The sequence below is a fragment of the Chryseobacterium arthrosphaerae genome (assembly GCF_001684965.1).
Lineage (GTDB): Bacteria > Bacteroidota > Bacteroidia > Flavobacteriales > Weeksellaceae > Chryseobacterium > Chryseobacterium arthrosphaerae.
This window is the reverse complement of the sequence record NZ_MAYG01000001.1, coordinates 239,432-261,181: the sequence shown is the minus strand read 5'-3', so window position 1 is coordinate 261,181 and position 21,750 is coordinate 239,432. Positions and strand designations below refer to the sequence as shown.

20 protein-coding genes and 1 tRNA gene are annotated in these 21,750 nt (G+C 38.6%); 8 read left to right on the top strand and 13 right to left on the bottom strand.

Features of this window, described 5'->3' with window-relative positions:
* The first annotated feature begins 5 nt into the window (after positions 1-5).
* Entirely contained in the window at positions 6-1,640 is a 1,635-nt protein-coding gene (locus BBI00_RS01160) for a serine hydrolase domain-containing protein (RefSeq protein ID WP_083988393.1), read from the top strand.
* Between the two features lie 98 nt (positions 1,641-1,738).
* Here BBI00_RS01160 and BBI00_RS01155 read toward each other — a convergent pair whose 3' ends face one another.
* The gene (locus tag BBI00_RS01155; RefSeq protein ID WP_065399569.1) at positions 1,739-3,157 is read right to left on the bottom strand and encodes an L-serine ammonia-lyase; all 1,419 of its coding nucleotides are present in this window, start codon (positions 3,155-3,157) and stop codon (positions 1,739-1,741) included.
* A 177-nt stretch (positions 3,158-3,334) separates the two neighbouring features.
* Between BBI00_RS01155 and BBI00_RS01150 the strand changes: the two genes are divergently transcribed.
* A complete protein-coding gene (locus BBI00_RS01150; protein WP_065397040.1) occupies positions 3,335-3,913 on the top strand; it encodes a Crp/Fnr family transcriptional regulator in 579 nt (192 codons plus the stop codon).
* Positions 3,914-3,974: 61 nt separating this feature from the next.
* On the top strand, positions 3,975-4,598 hold the full coding sequence (locus BBI00_RS01145; RefSeq protein ID WP_065397039.1) for an FMN-dependent NADH-azoreductase: 624 nt from the start codon (positions 3,975-3,977) through the stop codon (positions 4,596-4,598).
* Positions 4,599-4,678: 80 nt separating this feature from the next.
* Here BBI00_RS01145 and BBI00_RS01140 read toward each other — a convergent pair whose 3' ends face one another.
* The 6 genes from BBI00_RS01140 to BBI00_RS01115 form a co-directional block, all read right to left on the bottom strand.
* On the bottom strand, positions 4,679-6,022 hold the full coding sequence (locus tag BBI00_RS01140; protein WP_065397038.1) for an ammonium transporter: 1,344 nt from the start codon (positions 6,020-6,022) through the stop codon (positions 4,679-4,681).
* A 102-nt stretch (positions 6,023-6,124) separates the two neighbouring features.
* Positions 6,125-6,772 (bottom strand): alpha/beta hydrolase, encoded by a 648-nt coding sequence (locus tag BBI00_RS01135; protein WP_065397037.1) that lies wholly within the window; start codon positions 6,770-6,772, stop codon positions 6,125-6,127.
* 143 nt (positions 6,773-6,915) lie between these two features.
* Positions 6,916-7,542, bottom strand: coding sequence for a YceI family protein (locus BBI00_RS01130; RefSeq protein WP_065397036.1), 627 nt, complete (start codon positions 7,540-7,542; stop codon positions 6,916-6,918).
* 78 nt (positions 7,543-7,620) lie between these two features.
* Entirely contained in the window at positions 7,621-8,187 is a 567-nt protein-coding gene (locus tag BBI00_RS01125) for a YceI family protein (protein ID WP_065397035.1), read from the bottom strand.
* A 145-nt stretch (positions 8,188-8,332) separates the two neighbouring features.
* Positions 8,333-9,382, bottom strand: a complete 1,050-nt coding sequence (locus tag BBI00_RS01120; RefSeq protein WP_065397034.1) for a glucokinase — start codon at positions 9,380-9,382, stop codon at positions 8,333-8,335.
* Positions 9,383-9,498: 116 nt separating this feature from the next.
* Complete coding sequence (locus BBI00_RS01115; RefSeq protein ID WP_065397033.1) at positions 9,499-10,062, bottom strand: hypothetical protein; 564 nt, start codon at positions 10,060-10,062, stop codon at positions 9,499-9,501.
* A 394-nt stretch (positions 10,063-10,456) separates the two neighbouring features.
* Here BBI00_RS01115 and BBI00_RS01110 point away from each other — a divergent pair, with 394 nt between their 5' ends.
* On the top strand, positions 10,457-11,836 hold the full coding sequence (locus BBI00_RS01110; protein ID WP_065397032.1) for a DUF1800 domain-containing protein: 1,380 nt from the start codon (positions 10,457-10,459) through the stop codon (positions 11,834-11,836).
* 54 nt (positions 11,837-11,890) lie between these two features.
* On the top strand, positions 11,891-13,075 hold the full coding sequence (locus BBI00_RS01105) for a DUF1501 domain-containing protein (RefSeq protein WP_065397031.1): 1,185 nt from the start codon (positions 11,891-11,893) through the stop codon (positions 13,073-13,075).
* Positions 13,076-13,529: 454 nt separating this feature from the next.
* On the opposite strand, the gene BBI00_RS23195 is transcribed toward BBI00_RS01105, so the two are convergent.
* From BBI00_RS23195 to BBI00_RS01095, 3 genes are all read right to left on the bottom strand, one after another.
* On the bottom strand, positions 13,530-13,667 hold the full coding sequence (locus BBI00_RS23195; protein ID WP_002980888.1) for a hypothetical protein: 138 nt from the start codon (positions 13,665-13,667) through the stop codon (positions 13,530-13,532).
* 94 nt (positions 13,668-13,761) lie between these two features.
* Positions 13,762-14,781 (bottom strand): helix-turn-helix transcriptional regulator, encoded by a 1,020-nt coding sequence (locus BBI00_RS01100; protein WP_065397030.1) that lies wholly within the window; start codon positions 14,779-14,781, stop codon positions 13,762-13,764.
* Between the two features lie 111 nt (positions 14,782-14,892).
* Positions 14,893-15,228, bottom strand: coding sequence for a HopJ type III effector protein (locus BBI00_RS01095; protein WP_065397029.1), 336 nt, complete (start codon positions 15,226-15,228; stop codon positions 14,893-14,895).
* 159 nt (positions 15,229-15,387) lie between these two features.
* Between BBI00_RS01095 and BBI00_RS01090 the strand changes: the two genes are divergently transcribed.
* From BBI00_RS01090 to BBI00_RS01085, 3 genes are all read left to right on the top strand, one after another.
* A complete protein-coding gene (locus tag BBI00_RS01090) occupies positions 15,388-16,770 on the top strand; it encodes an RtcB family protein (RefSeq protein WP_065397028.1) in 1,383 nt (460 codons plus the stop codon).
* A gap of 43 nt (positions 16,771-16,813) precedes the next feature.
* Positions 16,814-16,924: transfer RNA gene (locus BBI00_RS23190), tRNA-OTHER, on the top strand.
* A gap of 243 nt (positions 16,925-17,167) precedes the next feature.
* The gene (locus BBI00_RS01085; RefSeq protein ID WP_065397027.1) at positions 17,168-18,922 is read left to right on the top strand and encodes a hypothetical protein; all 1,755 of its coding nucleotides are present in this window, start codon (positions 17,168-17,170) and stop codon (positions 18,920-18,922) included.
* Between the two features lie 333 nt (positions 18,923-19,255).
* On the opposite strand, the gene cobC is transcribed toward BBI00_RS01085, so the two are convergent.
* Genes cobC through cobT form a run of 3 tightly spaced genes read right to left on the bottom strand, consistent with a single transcriptional unit; the run spans position 19,256 to position 21,582 of the window.
* Positions 19,256-19,810, bottom strand: a complete 555-nt coding sequence (gene cobC, locus BBI00_RS01080; RefSeq protein WP_065397026.1) for an alpha-ribazole phosphatase — start codon at positions 19,808-19,810, stop codon at positions 19,256-19,258.
* Positions 19,795-20,577: an adenosylcobinamide-GDP ribazoletransferase gene (locus tag BBI00_RS01075; protein WP_083988392.1), complete on the bottom strand. Its 783-nt coding sequence runs from the start codon at positions 20,575-20,577 to the stop codon at positions 19,795-19,797. Before BBI00_RS01075 ends, cobC begins: the two co-directional genes overlap by 16 nt.
* Positions 20,578-21,582 carry a nicotinate-nucleotide--dimethylbenzimidazole phosphoribosyltransferase gene (cobT, locus tag BBI00_RS01070; protein WP_065397025.1) on the bottom strand — a complete coding sequence of 335 codons (1,005 nt, stop codon included), beginning with the start codon at positions 21,580-21,582 and terminating at the stop codon, positions 20,578-20,580.
* Positions 21,583-21,750 lie beyond the last annotated feature (168 nt).

Below are 21,750 nucleotides of genomic sequence, written 5' to 3'. Positions count from 1 at the left end.
ATACCATGAAAAATAAATTATTTTTAGTGCTGGTTTTCCTGGCACATCTTTGTCACGCCCAAATTGAAGGAACCTGGAACGGCGAACTGGACACTCAGGCCATGAAACTACCTGTTATCGTTACAATATCCAAAAAAACAAAAGGCTATACTGCAGCCTTAGTAAGCCCCAGTCAAAGCTCCAGGGAATTTCCTGCAGACAACATCAAATTCGACAATAACGAGCTCACTTTTGATATACAGACCCTAAGAGCCGGATATAAAGGCACCTATAAAACAGACCATTTTGAAGGAGATTTTCTTCAAAACGAAAAAACAATGGCACTCAACCTTTACAGGAATGCCCAACCCGAAAGCTCAGCTATTCCCTATCTCAAAGATAAAGCGGTTAATACGCAGAGAATCGATGATTTTTTAAATTATATGGTTCAGAACAATCAGGTCATCGGAAGTATTTCCCTGTTCAGAAACGGATCAGAGGTGTATCATAAAGATTTTGGCCAGCAGCTTTTACCCAATGTAAACTATAATAAAAATACGGGTTACCAGATAGGTTCTATCAGTAAACTTATTACTGCGGTAATGCTTTTACAGCTTGTAGAAAAAGGGAAACTCAACCTTGCCGATCCGCTTTCAAAATTTTATCCCGACATTCCCAATGCCAGGAAAATAACCATTCAGCATATGCTGAACCATACCAGCGGATTGGGTGATTATGTAGGAAATAAAGAAAATAACTGGCTTTTTGATAAACCTGTGGGTGATGCAGCAATCATCGCAGCGATCAAAAAACAGAAAGTAAGCACAAAACCGGGAGAAAAAATGAGGTATTCCAATTCAGCCTATTACCTCCTGAGCAGAATTCTGGAAAAAATATATAAGCAGCCTTACCACCAGATCCTAAAAGAAAATATTCTGGCAAAAGCCCCGATGCCAAACACTTTTTCTGCACTTGACCGTCAGGAAAATGTATTCAAATCCTATGAATTAAAAAATAACGTCTGGAGTGAAGCCAGAGATTTTAATTTTGAAAACTGTATCGGACTGGGAGATATCACTTCTACCCCTGAAGATCTTAATATTTTTATCAATGCTTTTTTCAACGGAAAATTTATCCAGAAGAGCACGCTCGATATGATGATTTCCAATAAAAATGAAAAGTTGTTCGGTTCCGGAATTATGAAAATGCCTTTTTATAATATCACCTTATACGGACATGGAGGTGATACTGCAGGAAGTCATTCCACAGTGGGTTTTGAGCCGACAGATCAGCTGTCTTATGCCGTTACCATCAACGGAGAAAAATTCAATCACAACAGTTTCTATGTTGCCCTTTTGAACCTGATCTACGACAGAGAATATAAATATCCTGTATTCGGTAAGGCTAAAGCTCCGGCACCTGAACTGGAAAAATATGCCGGAGACTATACTTCAAAAGATATTTGTCTTGGCTTAAAAGTATTTGTAAGAGATGAAACATTATACGCCCAGGGAACCAATCAGGCTGAGTTTCTCCTGACACCTGCAGAAAAAGATCAGTTTACATTTGACAAGGCAGGCCTGAAGCTGGAATTCATCCCGGAAAGTAACCAGCTAAAACTTACTCAGGGCGGAAAAACCTACTTATTCAATAAAAAGTAATAAGCTTACTACACTGTTAACACCCTGAAAATTTACAACATAAAAAAATCCTTAGGAAAAAACCTAAGGATTTTATATTTTCAAAACATTGGTTACCATTAACATTCCGGAACGTTCACCGCAATTGCCAACCCGCCTTCAGAAGTTTCTTTAAAACGGTCACTCATAGACTGTGCGGTTTCCCACATGGTCTGAATCACCTCATCCAGGGTTACTTTTGCTTTTGTAGGATCACTTTCCAAAGCGATATTTGCAGCGGTAATGGCTTTCATCGCACCCATTGTATTTCTTTCAATACACGGGATCTGTACAAGTCCTTTAATAGGATCACAGGTTAGTCCCAGGTGATGTTCCATTGCAATTTCTGCCGCCATCAGCACCTGCCCTACGCTTCCTCCTAAAATTTCCGTAAGACCGGCCGCCGCCATTGCAGAAGATACACCGATCTCTGCCTGACATCCTCCCATCGCTGCGGAAATCGTTGCATTTTTCTTGAATAACGTTCCAATTTCACCCGCAACAAGCAAAAACCTTACAATATCGTCTTCACTGGTAAATGGCGTGAATGCCTGAGCGTACATCAAAACAGCCGGAATTACTCCACTAGCCCCATTAGTAGGCGCCGTAATGATTCTTCCGAAACTTGCGTTCTCTTCATTCACAGCCAACGCAAAACAGGCAATCCATTTGTTGATATTGGTAAAGTTTTCTTCAGCATCAACAACCTGTTGAAACCATTCGTCTTTATTTTTATAAATTTTATCACCTAACAGCTTTCTGTTGATTCCGGCTGCCCTTCTCGTAACATTGAGACCTCCCGGAAGAACCCCTTCTTTATTGACTCCTTTATAAACACATTCTTTGATCTGCTTCCAGATATATAAAGCTTCCTCTCTGGTTTCTTCCTGAGACCTCCAGCTCTCTTCGTTGATCAGGATCAGATCTGAAATTCTGCTGAAACCTAATTTCTGACAGTACTTTACAATATCTGAAGATTTATGACATGGGTACAGAGTACGTACACATTGCTTCTGAATAGAATTTTTCTCCTGGCTCGCAATAAATCCGCCACCTACGGAATAAAAATCCTGAACGAGTTCTGTTCCGTCTTCAAATACGGCTCTGAAGATCATTCCGTTCGGGTGGAAATCAAGGGATTTCTGCATGTTCAACACCAAATGGTACCCATAAATGAAGGGAATTTCTTTTTCCCCGCCCAGGTTGATGATCTGGTCTTTTTTTATTTTCTCGATTTTCTCATCAATTTTTGTAGTATCAATGGTCTTGAAATCTTCACCATTCAATCCCAGCATTCCGGCGATATCTGTACCATGTCCGATCCCTGTTTTTGCCAAAGAACCGAAAAATTCAAGGAAAACCTCCTTCACCTCTTCAATTGACCTCTCTCTTTTTATAATTCTGATAAATGCAGCAGCTGCATTCCAGGGGCCCATTGTATGCGAACTGGACGGACCTATTCCTACTTTAATAATCTCAAAAACCGATATTGATTCCATAAATATATCTTCATTTTCCTCAAAACAAAGATACATGATAAATCCTAATAAAAGCACAGCAAAATCGTAGATTTATTTGGTTTTGACTCTCTATAAAATAAGTATTTTTGTAAATGAGCTGATGATATGAATTTCAGTCAGATTGATCATTTACTCTTCTTTTTAATTATTTTTTGAATGGAAACATTAATCAAGGCTATTCTGCAGCATGTGCAGTTAAGTCCGGAAGAAATAGCGGTATGTAAAAGCTTCTGGACAGAAAAAACACTGGAAAAAGGGGATTTTTTATTAAGAAACGGTGAAACCTGCCGGTATGACAGTTATGTTATTTCAGGGGTTTTAAAAGCTTTTTGCATCAATGAAGAAAACGGGAACGAAGAAATCCTGTTTTTAGCTATTGACCATTGGTGGGCAACAGATATCACCAGTTTTTCAAAACAAAAGCCTTCCATTTATAATATACAGGCTGTTGAGAAGACAAAGCTCTTACAGATCAGCCATCAGTCTTTTCAAAAAATGCTGAAAGAAATTCCATCCTTAGAAAGATATTTCAGAATAATCCTGGAAGGGTATCTTGGAACTCTTGAAAAAAGAATTGTATTCAATCATATGCGCACCGCTGAGCAGAAGTATTATGATTTCCTGCAGACTTACCCTGATATTTCATCGAGGGTGCCTCAATATCTGATTGCTTCTTACCTGGGAATCTCCGCAGAATTTATCAGCAGGATCAGGAAAAAAAATAAATCCTCTTGAACCAGATCAATTTTTCAGGACTCAATAATCAGGAATTTTGCCGGTATAAATTCTTAAACAAATGAAAATACTGATTATTAATGCCAGTGTAAGAAGTGAAAGATCTTACAGCAGAAAACTGACCCGGCTTTTCGCTGAAAACTGGAAAACCAAATTTCCCCATGATACTTTCACCTACAGGGAAACCGGAACGGATACCATTCCCAATATCGATGAATCCTGGATTGCAGGTGCCTTCAAAAAACCTGAAGACAGAACTGAAGAAAACCAGAAACCTTTACAACTCAGCAATGAGCTGGTACAGGAACTCAAAGAACATGATGTATATGTAATCGGAACTCCAATGTACAACTGGTCTGTTCCTGCCGGGCTGAAAGCTTATATAGACCAGGTAATGCGGATCAATGAAACCTGGAAGTTCAGATCCGGAGTTCCGGATGGTGATTACGTAGGACTTCTTGAAAACAAAAAAGTCTTCATCCTTTCAACGCGGGGTGATACCGGGTACGGAGAAAATGAAAAGAACGGCCACATCAATTTTCAAACCACCTATCTGAAACATATTTTCGGGATTATGGGCGTGAATGATATCACAATACATTCTCTGGATAATGAAGAATTCGGAGGTGAAGTCTTTGAAAATTCAAAAAATAAGATCTTCAAAGCGATTGAATCAATTCAATAAATTATTTTTGATTCTGACAGACCGGTCTGCAGCAGTTCCAAAATTCAAATCATCAGATTTTTGGGACTGTTACTATGGTATCAAATGAAAGTTTCCTCATGCTGAGACAGGTCAAGGCCTTTATTTTCAGACTCTTCAGAAACCCTCAGGGTAATGATGGAATCCGTCATCTTATACAGCAGAAGCGAGCCGAAGAATGTAAAAACAGAAACCAAAACCAATGCTGCCATATGATGAAGAAAAACCTCAATCCCGCCATGCAGCAGGCTTGCTTTTTCACCATGAGCAAAAACAGCAGTAAGAATCATTCCCATTATTCCCCCTACTCCATGGCAGGCAAAAACATCCAGCGTATCATCTACTTTCTTTAAAACCTTCCAGTTTACCATCAGATTGGAAACTATAGCAGTAACAAATCCTATAAAAAGGCTCTCCTGAATACTCACAAAACCACATCCGGGCGTAATGGCCACCAGTCCTACTACCGCTCCTATACACGCACCCAAAGCCGAAATGCTTCTCCCATTGATCCTGTCAAAAAAGATCCAGGTCATCATTGCCGAAGCAGAGGCGATAGTTGTTGTTCCGAATGCGGTAGCAGCAGACGCAGAAGCGCTCAGCGCAGATCCTGCATTGAAGCCAAACCACCCAAACCACAGCATTCCCGTTCCCAGCAGTACGTAAGGAATATTGGAAGGCTCATGATGCGGATTTCTTCTGTTTCCTACTACCAGGGCTCCTGCAAGTGCAGCAAAACCGGCACTCATATGCACTACGGTTCCTCCTGCGAAATCTTTTACACCGAAATATTTGTTCAAAAGACCTTCAGGATGCCATACCATATGACAAAGAGGCGTATAAATAAAGATACTGAAAAGAACAATGAATAATAAATAGGAAACAAAACGAACCCTTTCCGCAAAAGATCCGGTAATAATAGCCGGAGTGATAACAGCAAATTTCATCTGAAACAGGGCAAAAAGGATAAAAGGAATAGTGGGAGCCATCATTTTATGAGGCAGATTTCCTACCCCGCTGAAAAAAGGATAACTTAATGGATTTCCAATGATACCGTAATGTGTTCCGTCAATTGTAATTCCTATAGATTCGCCAAAAGACAGAGAAAAACCCAACACCACCCAAACCATAGAGATGACTCCCAGAGCAATAAAACTCTGCAGCATGGTAGAAATTACATTTTTCCTTCCTACCATTCCTCCATAAAAGAAGGAAAGTCCGGGTGTCATAAGCAGAACAAGTCCTGCTGCAGCAAGGATCCATGCTACGTCTGCACCTACAATTTTATCTTCACTTAAAAACTCTCCCGTGTCAGGAATATTTGCAGCCGGGCTCCAGAATAAACCTCCGATGGCAACAATGGTGATGACAGAGAATGAAACAATCCACTTCAGTCCTATTTTCATAAAATTTATGTTTAACCCTATCAAATTTAAACATAAATTTTAAAAAAAATACATTTTCAACAACAAACCCCTATAAAATATTATTCAAGTAACAATATTTTATTATTTTTCACAAAACACTTCTTTCAAAATTTTTGAAACTTCCTTAGATTTAGTCGCCGGAAAAAGATGAGTTCCACCTTTGATCACATAATCCGGCTTAGAATAACGGATCGGAAAAACGATATCTTTATCACCAAGAATCTGGATCACGTCAGGATTTTCTTCGAATTTCCACTCAGAGACCTTTTCTACAGACCACTTGAGGTAGTAAGGATCTCGAACCTTGAAATACTGCAGGATCTTAGGATTTTTAGGATCAAAAAGTTTTCTGACCACACCATAGACATTAGCTGCTTTATCATTGAAAAGCCCTACCGGAAGTATTCTAGGGATTTTGGTAACCTCACCCGTTTTGATGAATCTGGATTTTTCCTTATCCGATTTTATGCTTCCCAGGATTACTACTTTCTCAGCAGGTTTCAGCCTGTTGATCTCCTGTACCATAATTCCTCCAAAAGAGTATCCCAGCAGACAAAACGGCTCCGAATCATCCACTTTTTCAGCCATCCTTTTCACGTAGGCGTCAAAAGGCTCGTTTTTCTCAGGAATAAGCCAGTCTATAAAAATCAGTTCACAGTGTCTGGGGAACTCTATTCTTTCCAATACTTTGAAATCTGCTCCCAGCCCGCTTACAATATAAATTTTCATACCACTAATTTATAAAAAATACAGACAGGCTAACCTTTCAGAGGGAAAAAGTATAAAGAAACAGCCTTTTCACACTCCTGTTTCCCACAAAAAAAAGAACAGTCCCTGAGCACTGTTCTTTTATATCAATATAATATTTAATTTTATTTTTTCTTCTTAGGAACTCTGTTCTCGTTGTCCAGCATTTCTGTAGAAACCTTGAACTGGATATCCATTTCATTCTTAATGAAGTAATCTTTCAGTGAAGACTGATAGAAAACTTTAAAGTCTCTCCTGTTCAAAGAGAACTTAGCAGACTCAATGGATGTTGTAAACTGGGTAACATATACATTAGCCGGGAAAGAGATTGTTTTTCTCACTCCTTTAAGGGTAAGATCTCCATATACTGTAGAGTTGTACTCACTGTTTGCCAGAGGGATGATTTTAGTTAAATGGAATTTAGCCACCGGGAATTTCTTCACTTCAAAAAAGTTGGTACTCTTCAGGTCATTGGTAAGTTTGATCTGATCTTCATCAGAAACATCACCTGCCATTATACTTCTCATATCTATCACAAATTCTCCGTCTACCAGAACTGTATGGTCAAAGTTGAATTTTCCGCTCTTCAGCTTTACGGTTCCTGAATGGGAGGAAGCTTCAGTTTTTACAACCTTATATCCCCACCATCTGATCTCTGATGAAGTCACTTTTGAAACTTTATCAAATTTCTTTTGGGCAGAAACCAATGACATACCTGCGCATACCATAGCAAACAATAGTAATCTTTTCATTCTTTTTTATTTACAATTCAACAAAAATAAAAAAAAGTGTAGAACTTCTACACTTTTAACAATCTTTTTTTGATTAATTTATTGAGCAGTTACCTTTACAACCATATCAATATCATCTTTCACAAAAACATCCTGCATAGTAGACTTGTAAGCTACATCAAATTTCTGTCTGTCGAAAGAGAATTTGTTGGATACCAAACTTACTACTCCTTTGCTGTAAGAAATTTTTGCAGGGAAAGAAACTGTATTGGTTTTTCCTTTTACAGTAAGGTTTCCTGTTACTAAAGAGTTATAGATCTTATCGTTGTTTTTCTTTACAGAAGTAATTTTGAAGCTGGCAGTAGGGAATTTTTCAACTTCAAAGAAGTCACCGTTCTTAAGGTGCCCGTTAAGTTTTTGCTGATATTCACCTGTAAGGTCAGTAGCGTTGATAGAAGTCATATCTAACACAAAGTTACCTCCTACAAGCTGGTTTCCTTTCATCACCATGTCTCCTGATTTTACTTTTACAGTACCATCGTGAGAGCTTGCCTCAGATTTTGCTACTTTATATCCCCACCAGTGTACATCAGATGCTACTACTTTTTTAGATTGTCCGAAAGCCAGACCACCGGCTAAAACTGCTAAGAAAAATATTTTTTTCATTGATTGAATTATTTTAATTAAGTTGATCACAAAGGTAGCCATCTTATTCGATAGATGGCGTTGATGTATATCAAGAAAAACAATTATTTTTATGAATAATATCATCCCGCAAAAAAAACTCCGGAAAGAATCCGGAGTCTGTATTTTATATCTGATAGTAGGCTGTGTAAAGGGCCATACCTTTTAATGCTGTGTGGTTTTGCTTGACCAGATAGATTGGAATGTTTCTCAGCATCTCTTCCATTTTATCACTGATCTTGAATTTTTCATAGAACTTGTCCTTGTCTATATATTCTCTCACGATCTGAGGGATATCTCCGGCAATCAGTAATCCTCCGGTAGCTTTCACCTTCAGTGTTAAATTATTCGCTTCACGGGCAAGGAATTCAAGGAAAGTATCCAAAGCAATCCTGCAGATCAATACATTCTCTTCTACCGCAGCTTTGTACAATTCTTCCACAAAATTCCCCTGTGCAAGACGCTCTCCCAGCCATTCCGGCTCAGGATGTCTTTTTACGTCTCTCAGGAATCTGTAGATATTGAATAAACCTGTTTTAGAAAGTACATTTTCCCAGCTTACAATTCCGTAAATATTATTCAGGAACTGGTAAAATTCAACTTCCACATTGGTTCTCGGTGAAAATTCAGAATGTCCGCCTTCCGTAGCAAAAGGTCTCAGGTATTTTCCGTCAAAGAAATAACCTGCTTCCCCCAAACCATTTCCGGGTGCCAGAACGGCAACATTCCCTTTTTCAAGATGTCCGCTTGTATAGATGGCTTCAAGATCATCATCTTCAAGAAGAGCCATTCCGTAAGCAGATGCTTCCAGGTCATTAAGCATTTCTACCTTTTCAAACCCGAAATCTCTTGCATATTCTTCAATGTCCAGGTTCCAGCCCAACCTTACAGGATTACTTTTCCCGTTCAGTACAGGCCCCGGAACTGCCATTCCAAGACGTTTTACATTTTCCAGTTGATTATCCTGAATAAACTTCTTCAGGATATCTGAAAAAGAAGCATATTCTTTGGTTTGATAAACATTCTGGACTTTCATCTCAAGACCTCCGTTACCGGAAACGAAATAGCCTAAGATGGTTATATCTTCACGAAGACTTGCTCCAATGATAGAAATATTATCATTATTATTGTTCTCTACTCCTGGTAAATAAAGCGGAAATTTTGGATTCAGAATCATAACCTCAAATTTTACCAAATATAATAATAGTTTTCGTAAATCCTGCACAGAACGAAAAAACCTTTCCACTTTCGTGAAAAGGTTTTGGTTAATAATTGTTTATATATTAAATCTAACTACTTTCCTAATGGAATATTATAACCGAATCCAACTCCGATATTCCCCACATTATAGTCCTGACCAGGTAAATCTCCTTTTGTTCCTACAAAAACCTTCTGGTATTGTACGAAGAAGTTCCAGTCTCTGTTGTGGTATCCGATTTCCGGTTTAAGGTAAAAACCTCCGCTTGCTCTTTCAACATTGGTGTTGGATGCCACTGCATTATCTCCAACCAGGAAACCATATCCTAAGTCTGTTCCGAAATAGAACCCGGTTTGTTTTGGATAAATTCTGATTAAAGCTGCCACAGGCACTACTCCTACATCATTATTTTTATAACCATTATTTTCTTTACCGAAATAATGAGTATATCCTGATGCGATACCTAAACCAAATCCTGGTGTAATCAGGTTCTGGTAAGCTACATCCACTCCTACCGCAGCGGAAAGATTATCTGAAGGAACTGCTAAACCAACATTTGCACCTACTTTGATCATATTGTTCATCTGAGCACTTTGGGCACTTACTACACCTGCTGTTAAAATCCCAGCAAGCAATATTGCTTGTTTAAACATTTTCATAACTCTAATTTTTAAATTTTACTAAACAAGAGGATGTAAAAATCATGCCAAGCAAGGCTTTTTTCTTGATTTTAACACATATACACAACATAAAATAATGAATATCAACATGTTAATTTTAACAAAATTTAAATGTTTGTTTAACAAAATTTATCAAAATAAAGCCTGAAATATGAAATAAGTCGAAAAAACAACAGCTTATAAAGTCAACTTAATGTATCATTTGATTTATTATATAGAGATCGGTGGTTATATTTTTAATAGCATAGAAATCCTGGGTTTTACAACAGTTCTGCAGTCCAGACTCAACAGATGATAATATTAACAATCTTTAACCCGTTATTATTTTAACCTTATTCTGTCAATTCTATCAAAAAAATAAATATTTTTCACCATGGCTGATTCATTATTACAAAACAAACATCTTCTTTGGCGCGCAGGTTTCGGTATTGGAATCAATCAGATTGATGATCTGAAAAATAAAAACACAAAAACGCTGATTCATGAATTATTTAAAGAGGACCGTTTCAGCGAAATCAATTATGATACTCCTGATGCCGATCCTGCCACAGATTATATGAACAGTACAGCTCCGGCAGAAAAGAAAAAGGAAATGCAGCGTCTCAACAGGCTCCAGAATAATGAACTGAACCTGAATTTTCTGAATACAATGGTGAACAGCAAAGAACAGCTGAGAGAAAAAATGGCGTTTTTCTGGCATGGACACTTTGCCTCTAGAGTGCTCAATCCTAAATTCAACAGACAGATTCTCAATACAATCCGCAAAAATGCGCTAGGAAATTTAAAAGACCTGCTTTTTGAGGTAAGCCAGTCGCCTGCCATGCTTAATTTTCTGAATAATCAGCAAAATAAAAAGGACCATCCCAATGAAAATTTTGCCCGTGAAGTAATGGAACTTTTTACCATGGGCAGAGGAAATTATACAGAAAAAGATATCCGGGAAGGAGCCAGAGCATTTACCGGATGGAGCTATGATAAGGAGGGCAATTTTAAAGAAAGAAAAAACCTTCACGATGAAGGCACCAAGACTTTCCTGGGAAAAACCGGTAACTTTGACGGATCAGATGTCCTGAATATTATTCTGGAACAGAAAGCCACAGCCAGGTTTATTACCACAAAGATCTATAAGTTCTTCGTCAATGAAAAAGCGGATGACAGTATCATTGATAAACTAAGCACCGGTTTCTATACTTCAGGATATGATATAAAAAAACTGATGACAGAGATTTTTTCAAGCGCCTGGTTCTATGATCAAAAGAACATCGGAAACAGAATAAAATCTCCTGTAGAACTGATGGCAGGAATCATGAGGATACTTCCCATGCATATTCAGAACCCCGAGAACCTTATTGTTTATCAGAAGTTACTGGGACAGATGCTCCTTTATCCTCCTAATGTAGCAGGATGGCCCAACGGAAAATCATGGATCGACAGTTCTACCCTGATGCTAAGACTTCAGGTTCCGCAGATCTGGTCCGGACTTCGCCCACTGGAATATAGCCCACGCCAGGATGATGATCTTGATATGGGGATGAAATCCAGAGAGACGGCTCTAAACAAGACTTTTAAAAACCCAAACATTACGATAGACTGGAACCGTGTAGATCAGACATTCGCCCATAAAAGCTGCGAAGACTACCTGATTATCAATACAAAAAATATGAATATGGACGCTGTAAAAAGCTTTTCGGATCATACCACAAAAATAAATGTCATCAACCTGATGTCAACCCCTGAATATCAATTAATGTAGATACCAGCAAGAGATCTCAGATAGCAGTATAAACCATAATCTAAACAAAAAGCTATGCTCATCAAAAGAAGAGAATTCCTAAAAATAAGTTCACTGGCAACTGCTTCCCTGCTGATGCCTGAATTCTTAAAAGCAATGACCCTGGACGAAGCACTTCCCGCCAGCCGGAATATACTGGTAGTACTCCAGTTCACCGGTGGAAATGATGGTTTGAATACAATTATCCCGGTAAAAAATGATATCTATTTCAGAGAAAGGAAAACCCTTGCCATCCAGGATTCAATGGCCCTGACTGATGATGCCGGAATCAATCCTTCCCTTTCCTATTTCAAGGAATTGTTCGATAATGGTGAGCTTTCTGTAATGAATAATGTAGGCTATCCCAATCCTGATAAATCCCACTTCCGGAGTATGGACATCTGGCATTCCGCCAGCAGAAGTGATGAATTTCTGGAAACAGGCTGGCTCGGACGGTTTCTGGATGAAGAATGCTACCGCTGTGAGCACCCTACCCAGGCGCTGGAAGTAGATGATATGCTGAGCCTTGCCTTAAAAGGTGAAAATAATAAAGCCTTTGCTTTTAAAGACCCCAAAAGGCTTTACCAAACGAGCCAGGAAAAGTACTTCAAGTCTCTGTATGACCATCATCACGATGATGAAACCGTTTCTTATCTTTATCAGACTTTAGGTTCTACCATTAATAATGCGGATTATATTTTTGAAAAAAGCAAAGCCAAAAAGACGGAACAGATTTATCCGAATTCCCAACTGGGAAAAGATTTCAAAACAGTAGCGTCCCTGATCAAATCCGACATCAATACACAGGTTTACTATCTTTCAATCGGGAGTTTTGATACCCATGTGAATCAGAATGACAGACAGAAAAAACTGTTCAGTGATATCAATGATGCCGTAAAATCTTTTGTGGCTGATATGAAAAGCAATGGCCTCTTCAATAATATCCTGCTGATGACATTTTCTGAATTCGGACGCCGGGTTGCCCAGAATGCCAGCAACGGAACAGATCACGGCACAGCCAATCAGATGTTTTTCATCAGTGGAAACCTGAAAAAGAAAGGTCTTCTCAATAGTCTTCCTGACCTTCAGAACCTCAACGAAGGAGATCTGATCTATACGGAAGATTTCAGAAAAGTATATGCCACGATCCTGAAAAACTGGCTTAAGGCTGACTCTTCTAAAGTTTTGGGCTGGAAAAACGGGATTTATGATTTTATATAAGTGAATTGAATTTTAGTAACCACAAAAGACACAAAAGTTTTGAATACTTAAGTTATTTTAAGTGACAAGCTTTATATATAAAAAGTGCACTTAAGTTTTGAAAATCTACGATTTCTAAATTGATTATTATTTAGATTACTTTTATAATGCATAATAATGGTACCAGAACGCTAAAAATATGCTGAGATTCTACGGAATGGCAAACTGTATGGTAAACCTATGATTCCAACTGTTCATTCCGTAGGAATCCAGCCAATGCTATCTTAAAAAACATTGGAAATTTAAACCTGTGCCATTTTTTGAGCTGAAAACGTAAGAATTCCCTCCTCCGGAGGGGTGGCAATAATTCAAAGAATTTTTGACCGGGTGGTTTCAATATACTCCAATAAAAAAGAGACTGTACATGCTATGACAGTCTCTTTTCAATAATTTTAAATTTTAACTACTTTTACGTTTAAGCAGTAATCTGCTTAGGTTCTTTCTCTTTCTGATCTTCCTTCTTATCAAGTTTCTCAGATATTTTTTTAACAATATATTCTATTGCTATAGGAGCTATGATTGCAATTAATGCTTTAAATATTCTTGATTTCATAATGTGATATTGTAATGGTATTAATGCAATTTCCAAGCCAAGATAAAATTGACAGCTAATTTCCGGGCAATTGATTTATATGAATATGCATCAATTATACATCATCAGGCACCATCAGATTCTGGTAATTTTTTCTTCCGGCATTGAATTTCTCTTCCATTTTCAGCCTCAGCTTCCGGGGTTTATGAACAATCAGAGATTCCCCGAAACCCAGCAACAGCCTTTCCAGCTCAAAATTGATCTGAACACAGATTTTAAATATCGTTCCACCCGGATCTTCACTGATGATCTCCTGACTCTTATGCAGGGGTTTTGTTTTGACATACGGTGCATTTCCTGAATCGACCCAAAAAACAACATTTTTAGGAACAATCCCCTCCGAAACGGTAACCCCGACAATATCTTTGAAATATTCGTCACCATCAAGGTCTTTGTCAATATACTGATGATTTTCATTGACTTCAATGTTTTCCATTCTGTCCAGTGCCAGATTGTACATTTTCTGCTTATAAAGACAGATCAGGAACCAGCGGTTATTGAATTCCTTCAGCAGCTGCGGATGAACCGTATAGATATTGGATTCTCTTGCCGTAAAGCTTTTATAAAGGATATTCAGCACTTTTTTACCGGCAATACTTTCATATAGTATATCAATATGCTCAAGACCTTTCAGCTGTTCATTTTTATCGAGATGAATAATAGATTTCTGGCTGGTTGCATGAATGGAATCTTCAAGCTTCTGGATAACCCCGTTCATTTCTTTAAACATAGAAAAGTCCTTGAACTGTTTTAAGATCTGGACTGCATTATTCATAGCCTTCAGGTCACTTTCATTCACAGAAATATTATGAATGCTGTATTCCGGGTCGCTGTAGCGGTAATATTTTCTTTCATATACTTCAATAGGAGCCTCATACCCGAATTTCTCACTCCGCATATTCTGAAGATCAAGCTGTACCGTCCGTTTACTTACATAGGATTCTTTACCTTCAAATTCAAATAATGCTTCAGAACACTCGTCAATGAGATCTTCCAGCGTGTATTTCCTGTATTTGTTTTTAAGGCATTTATCCAGTGTTTTATAGCGGATCAGGGCATTTTTATTGGATGACATGGTGATGATAATTTTAGTTAGGATAAAATCGCAAAAGGTGTGAATTGCCAAATCTTCCGCCAACTAAGGATGCTGAACAGCTGCTCTTCACATTTACTTTTTTAATGATCATTATTTCTCCTTCAGAGCATCCTCCTCAAAAATAACCCCTTCCCATCCGGACTGCATAAAGTTCCTGATATTCTGGTGGTCATTTCCATCAGGGTTTTTCAAAACATCATCCCTGTAGAATTCCCCGAAAAGCAGAAGGGTTTCTTCCGGAGTTAGATTCTGAAGCCTTGCAAAGCTGAAAACCTTGCATGAACCGTTATTCTGCCCTGCCTGATTGGTTGTATCGCCATTTTTAAAAGCAGTAGGCGTAAACTCGTAGTTCTGATCAATATAGGCAATTACATCGTTAAACTGAATGGTTTCCGGGAAATGCTTAAGTTGTTCTAATAATATCATAATGTAGGTTTTTAATTTTTATAGGTTGAGATAAGGACAAACGTATAATGATCTTACCTCTTATTTTTAATTTTTTGTAAAAATAATTAAAAAAAATATATCTACGCAAAACTATTGCGTAATTATACCTTTACTTTGCATCATCAAAATGAAAAAAAGATGGAATTTAACGGAAATAATTTAATCGAATTAGGATATAGACCTTCAAAATGGTTTAAAGATGCCATTGCCTATATCAATGAAAATAATCTGAATGACGATCAGATCGCAGAATATCTGGTACAGTTCAAACAACCGGACCTTATTCCGCTTCATGATACGGCTAAAGATTTTGTCATCAACATCAGAGCTGAACACGAAAGTGAAAACGATAATGTAGATAAAGTAATCAGAACCATGAAAGTGCTGATGAAAACCCCAACGCTTACCCAGGGAGCATTAATGCCGGACGCCTGTCCTACAGGTCCTGAAGGTTATATTCCGGTAGGAGGTGTGGTGGTTGCCCAAAATGCCATTCATCCGGGATTCCATAGTGCAGATATCTGCTGTTCTGTAATGCTGACCGATTTTGGGAAAGCCAATCCTAAAGATGTTCTGGATGCAGCACATTCTGTAACGCATTTCGGATACGGGGGAAGACCAAGAGGAGAACAAATGCCAATGTCCCAGGAACTGATGGATGCCTTCAGAGAAAATGATTTCTTAAATGATGAAAAACTGATCAGCATCGCCCGTTCTCATATGGGAACCCAGGGAGACGGAAACCATTTCCTGTTTGTAGGAATCTCTAAAAATACAGGAAATACCATGATGGTGACCCACCACGGTTCAAGAGCTCCGGGAGCTGCCCTTTATGATAAAGGAATGAAAGTAGCCAACCGTTTCAGACAGGAAATCTCACCTGAAACCCTGAAGGAAAATGCATGGATTCCTTATGAAACGGAAGAAGGAAAATCTTATTGGGAAGCGCTGCAACTGATCAGACAATGGACAAAGGAGAATCATATTTCCATTCATGATGCTGTGCTGAACAAGCTGGAAATGGAGAAAGAAAACAGATATTGGAATGAGCATAACTTCGTTTTCAAAGATGGAGATCTGTTTTATCATGCTAAAGGGGCTACTCCTCTGGATGATAAATTCATGCCGGATATCACCGGACCAAGACTGATCCCGCTGAATATGGCAGAACCGGTACTGATCGTACAGGGGAAAACCAATGAAAGAAACTTAGGTTTTGCGCCACACGGAGCCGGAAGAAACTTCAGCAGAAGCCAGCATAAAAGGTCTATGGCTCATAAAACCACTGAGGAAATCTTCAATGAGGAAACTTCAGGATTGGATATCCGTTTCTACTCCAATGAAATTGATATTTCTGAGCTGCCAAGTGCTTATAAAAGTGCTAAAAACGTGAGAGCACAAATTGAAGAATATGGGCTTTGTGAAGTACTGGATGAAGTGATGCCGTACGGATGTATCATGGCTGGTGACGTGCAGAAAAATGCACCATGGAAGAAAAAGAAAAAATTCAGAAAAGCCTGATGGATAATGGATAGCAAAACCTGACAGGTTTAATATAAAGGCAGGGGCAGTAGCTCAGATGGTAGAGCAACAAGATTACTTTTCGCTATTGGCATATAAAGTTCCTATCAATCACCAGGTTTGTAGGTCACAGGTTCGAGTCCTGTCTGCTCCTCATTATGATGAAAATGCTTATATTCACGTACCAGACATTCTCATCTTTCAAAAATTTTAAGGCAAAGAAAGTTCCTATATTTTGGATTTACTTTCCGCCTTTTTACCCACTATAAGGCAAAGGGAGTTCCTATTTTATCATTAAAGGTTTTACTCCCCGCCTTTTATAAAAATTATAGGTAAAAGGAGTTCCTATACCCTTCACTTTTAATGAATATACTCCTCACTTATTTAATTTTAAATCATGAAAACACTAAAATTATTCAATGCTGTTCTGGCTGTAAAATCCGATGAAAAACCTTTTGTTTCTGACGACGGTTTCGTGATAGAGCCTGATGCACTATGGGCAAAAAAAGAGATCATCTCTTATTATGCAAAGGAAAAACTGAATGGAAATGACCTGAATAAAACCTTTCATAAATCCTGGGCTAAAATAAAGAATACCTCAAGAACGGAACTGTTCTTTGAACAGATCAGACATTATATTTCAACCTATGGGAGCGATTTTCAGAGTGAAATCTATATTCCTCAGGAAGTCCTGAACGTTCCTGAAACCAAGCTGGTTTTTAAAGTAATCAAAGCTTATACTGCAGAAGAAATGCAGGAAAAATGCCTTTCTCTTCTGAAGTCAGGAATTGCTTTGAAAGAAGAAACCGTTGATGATCTGCTTGATATTCTGCATGCGGAACTGGAATATGATTTCACAGGAAAAGAAAATATCAGAAATAAAGAAGCCATTGTAAAAATCGCCGACCTGTATGATATCTATCCTGAAAATCCTGTTGAGTTTTTCCGTTATGTCATTTATAAAACAACCCAGACAACGCTTTTAATTAAAAACGATGAATTGATTGATTTGGTAAAGCAGAGTAAATTTAACCCTACCTATCTGTTCGAAAGCTTTGGCCTGGAAAAACTGGCAGAAATTTTCAACAGGTTTAAACCGCTTTTTCTTGCCTATAAAAACAGGGCACCGAAAGTAATCAATAAAATTTCGAAGCTGTCTAAAGTATATCATAAACCTCTGGTTTCTAACCCGCTGAATGATGCTACCCATACCCTACTGGAAAGCAGCGACTGGCACTGGCTGGAAAATGCGACACCATTTGCTCTGTTTAAAGCTCTCTCAGCATGCTACTCAAGAATGCATGGTCAGGATACATTTGTTTACAGGATCAGAAACGGAAAATCATGGGTGAAAAAAGGTAAGGAAACTTATGTAAACCAGGCCAATTATGAGTTTATCCTGGATTATCTGAAATTGAAATATGGAAATTTTTCCGGAAAGAAATTCTATTTCCCTGAAAATATAGAATTTGCATTGCCGGCTTCTGAAAAAATGTTTGTTGGAAACATTCCTGCCGGAACCCGTTTTTATGGTGACAGACTGGCCGTTGGGATCTACTGGGAAGACCAGTGGGGAGCCCGTGACCTTGATCTTTCAGGATTGAATATCGCCGGAAAAATAGGTTGGAATGCTGCTTATAATCAAGGTAACGGAGAATTGATGTACTCCGGAGATATGACATCTGCGCCTAATGGTGCCGTTGAATATCTTTATGCCAACAAAGGATTGGCTACACCTACCCTTATCATGAATAACGTTTTCAGCGGAGATGCGAATTGCGGATATAAAATCGTGATCGGAAAAGGGGATAATATTTCCTACGATTATATGATGAATCCCGATCATCTTTTTGCTGAAGCCAAATGTAACTCAGTCCAGACCCAAACAATCCTGGGAATGCTGTTGCCAAAAGACGGAAAGCAATGTTTCGTACTTCTGAATTTCGGAGCGGGACATTCTCATATTTCAGGAAATTCGGAAGTTTCTGTGATGGCAACAACCGCATTGTACCAGCAATGGTATGAAGCGATGTCCTTCAATAAGCTTATCAAAGAGCTCGGAGCAGAAATTACGGCAGAAAAAGCTGAAGCTGATTATGACTTCTCTTTGAAAAATCTGGAAAAAGATAGTTTTATCAAAATTTTTAAATAATTTTTTCTTGCGTCATCTGATGGTATCGGGTGGCGTTTTTTTAGGTGTAGTTTGAGAGATCACCCCTTCAGATCTTTGATTTGACACCTCCTTCAGTGAAGGGAATTTTATGTCTTCAGTTCAAATAATTGTTATAGGTTTCAATTCCTACAATAAGTTTACTGAAGACAGACATTCTGGATCCCTGAGGAATGACACAATTGGAATGATAAACTTACCATACAGTTTGTTATTCTGTAGGAATTTAAATAATTATCAATTTGAAATCAAATATTCTAAAAACTTCAGTACACTTTTATCCTTCAGTATTTAAATTTTTTGAATTTATCATTACTAGATATTCATCTTTTTAACGGAAAGAGTTTCTTCATTTACCTCAATGATCACCTTTTTACCATAGTCAATCTGAATGCTGAACATATTTTCAAGCGGAAACTGTAAAACCGTTTGTATAATCAGCCGGATCACTCCGGCATGGGTAATGAGTAAAACTTTATTGATTTCTTTCCTGAGAATCAGTTCATTCCAGAAGCTGAGCACACGGGTTTGCATTTCAAGCAGATTTTCACCTTTTGTTGCCTTTACATTGATAAAATCCTGGTACCAGGGGTTGATCTCATGTTCCGGAATATCAGTCCATTTCTTCATTTCCCAGTTTCCGAAATTCATTTCCCGCAGCCTTTCATCGGTCTTGTAACCGAATTTAAAATGATCAGCCAAAAGACGGCAGCGCTGTAACGGACTTGAAATAACCAGGTCAAAATCATGGTCTATACTTAATTGTTCAAAATCTTCCTTATAGTTTTTCTTTAAAGGCATTTCCGCAAATCCATAACAAAGGTTTTCCGGATTTTCCACTGCAGTATGACGGATCAGATGAATTTCCATACAATGATTGTTCCCAGATAAAATAAAACTTCACACACCTGCTGTACAGCGCCTAGGCAATCTCCGGTATAGCCACCGATATGTTTTTTAAAATACCACCCCATATAAAGCTTCCCTAAATAAGCCAGGGCAAAAGCAAAGATCAGCCGCCAGTCCGGAATCAGGGCAAAAGCAATTAAGACACTGATCAATCCTACCAGTAATGCCATCCTATCCAATGGTTTATTCGCCAAAGGTTTAGATTTGCTGGCATCAATATCTGTCACATACTGATGGGTATAGATCATGGTTCCGGAAATAAACCGGCTTACGGTATGAGCTAAAATGACAACTGCCAGTATTTTCCAGCTGTCAATCTTTTCCAAAGCCTGAATACTGAAGAACTTCAAGGCAAACAGCAGAATAATGCCGATGGTCCCATAAGCTCCCACCCTGCTGTCTTTCATGATCGTAAGAATTTTCTCTTTTCCGTATCCTCCTCCGAAACTGTCACACATATCTGTAAAACCGTCTTCGTGAAAAGCTCCCGTAAGCAGAACACTGGAAATCATCATGAGAACAATTCCTATTTCGGGATTAAAAAGCTGAGTGGCCAGATATAAAACAACGGCATTAATCAGCCCGACCAGCAATCCGACCCATGCAAAATACTTCTGCGAACGGTTCATAATATCACTGGAATAAGGCACAGTAAACGGAACCGGAATTCTTGTGAAAAACATCAGTGCCGTTACAAAATAGATCAGTTCGTTCTTTATGGCTTTCATCTATTCCTTATTTGAAACCTGAGCATCTTCAAAACTTGACATTTCATTCAGAAAACCAACAGCACTCTGAATAAGCGGATAAGCCAAAGCACAGCCTGTACCTTCTCCCAGACGCAGGTTGAGATTCAAGAGTGCTTTCTGCCCCAATAGTTCGAGTAAGCGGAGATGAGCGCTTTCGTCACTTACATGACAGAAAATACAGTGATCAAGTATTTCGGGAATTTTTTTCCAGACAGCAGCAACCGCAACCGTAGCAATAAATCCGTCTACCATGATCAGCATATTCTGACGGAAAGCTTCGTCCATTGCTCCCATCATCTGAACGATTTCCAGTCCGCCAAACGTTTGTGCGATCTCATCCACAGCAGTCGCTTCCGGATATTTCTCAATCGCAGAAGATAAAATACGGATCTTATTCTGCAGCTGATCATCATTCAGCCCGGTACCTCTTCCGATGCAGCTTACAACCGGAATATCAAACAATTTGCTCATCATCAGAGAAGAAGCTGATGTATTCCCGATTCCCATTTCTCCGAATCCAATGATATTACACCCTGTTTCTGCTATCCCGGCAACCACTGAGCGGCCGTTTGCCAATGCCTGCTGATATTCTTCAGGCGTCATAGCCGGCTCCTCTATAATATTCCGGCTTGATTTTCTTACTTTTTTACCGATCAGATTCAATCCTTCGGGAAAATCAAAGTTCACTCCGGCATCTACAATTTTAATATCAATACCGTGTTGTCTGCAAAAAACATTGATGGCTGCACCGCCTCCCAGAAAATTCATCACCATCTGATAAGTTACTTCCTGCGGATAAGCACTCACTCCCGCTGCAGCAATCCCGTGATCCGCTGCAAAAACCACCATATGCGGATGGGATAGCTGTGGAGATGTTGTATTCTGAACCATACCTATTTTATGGGCGAGACGTTCCAGATGACCTAATGCGCCCAGCGGTTTTGTTTTAAAATCAATTTTATGCTGCAGTTCGTTTGATACCATGGATGTAATATAGTTATGTTAAATAGTGAAAGTGCAATATTAGTGAAATAGAGGGTATTCCGGAGAATGAGTTTGTGGATTTATGATGGAAAAATTGTGATAAGAGATAAAAGACGGAGAAATAAATGACTTTACTCCCCGAAACTCATTACTCATTACTCATTACTC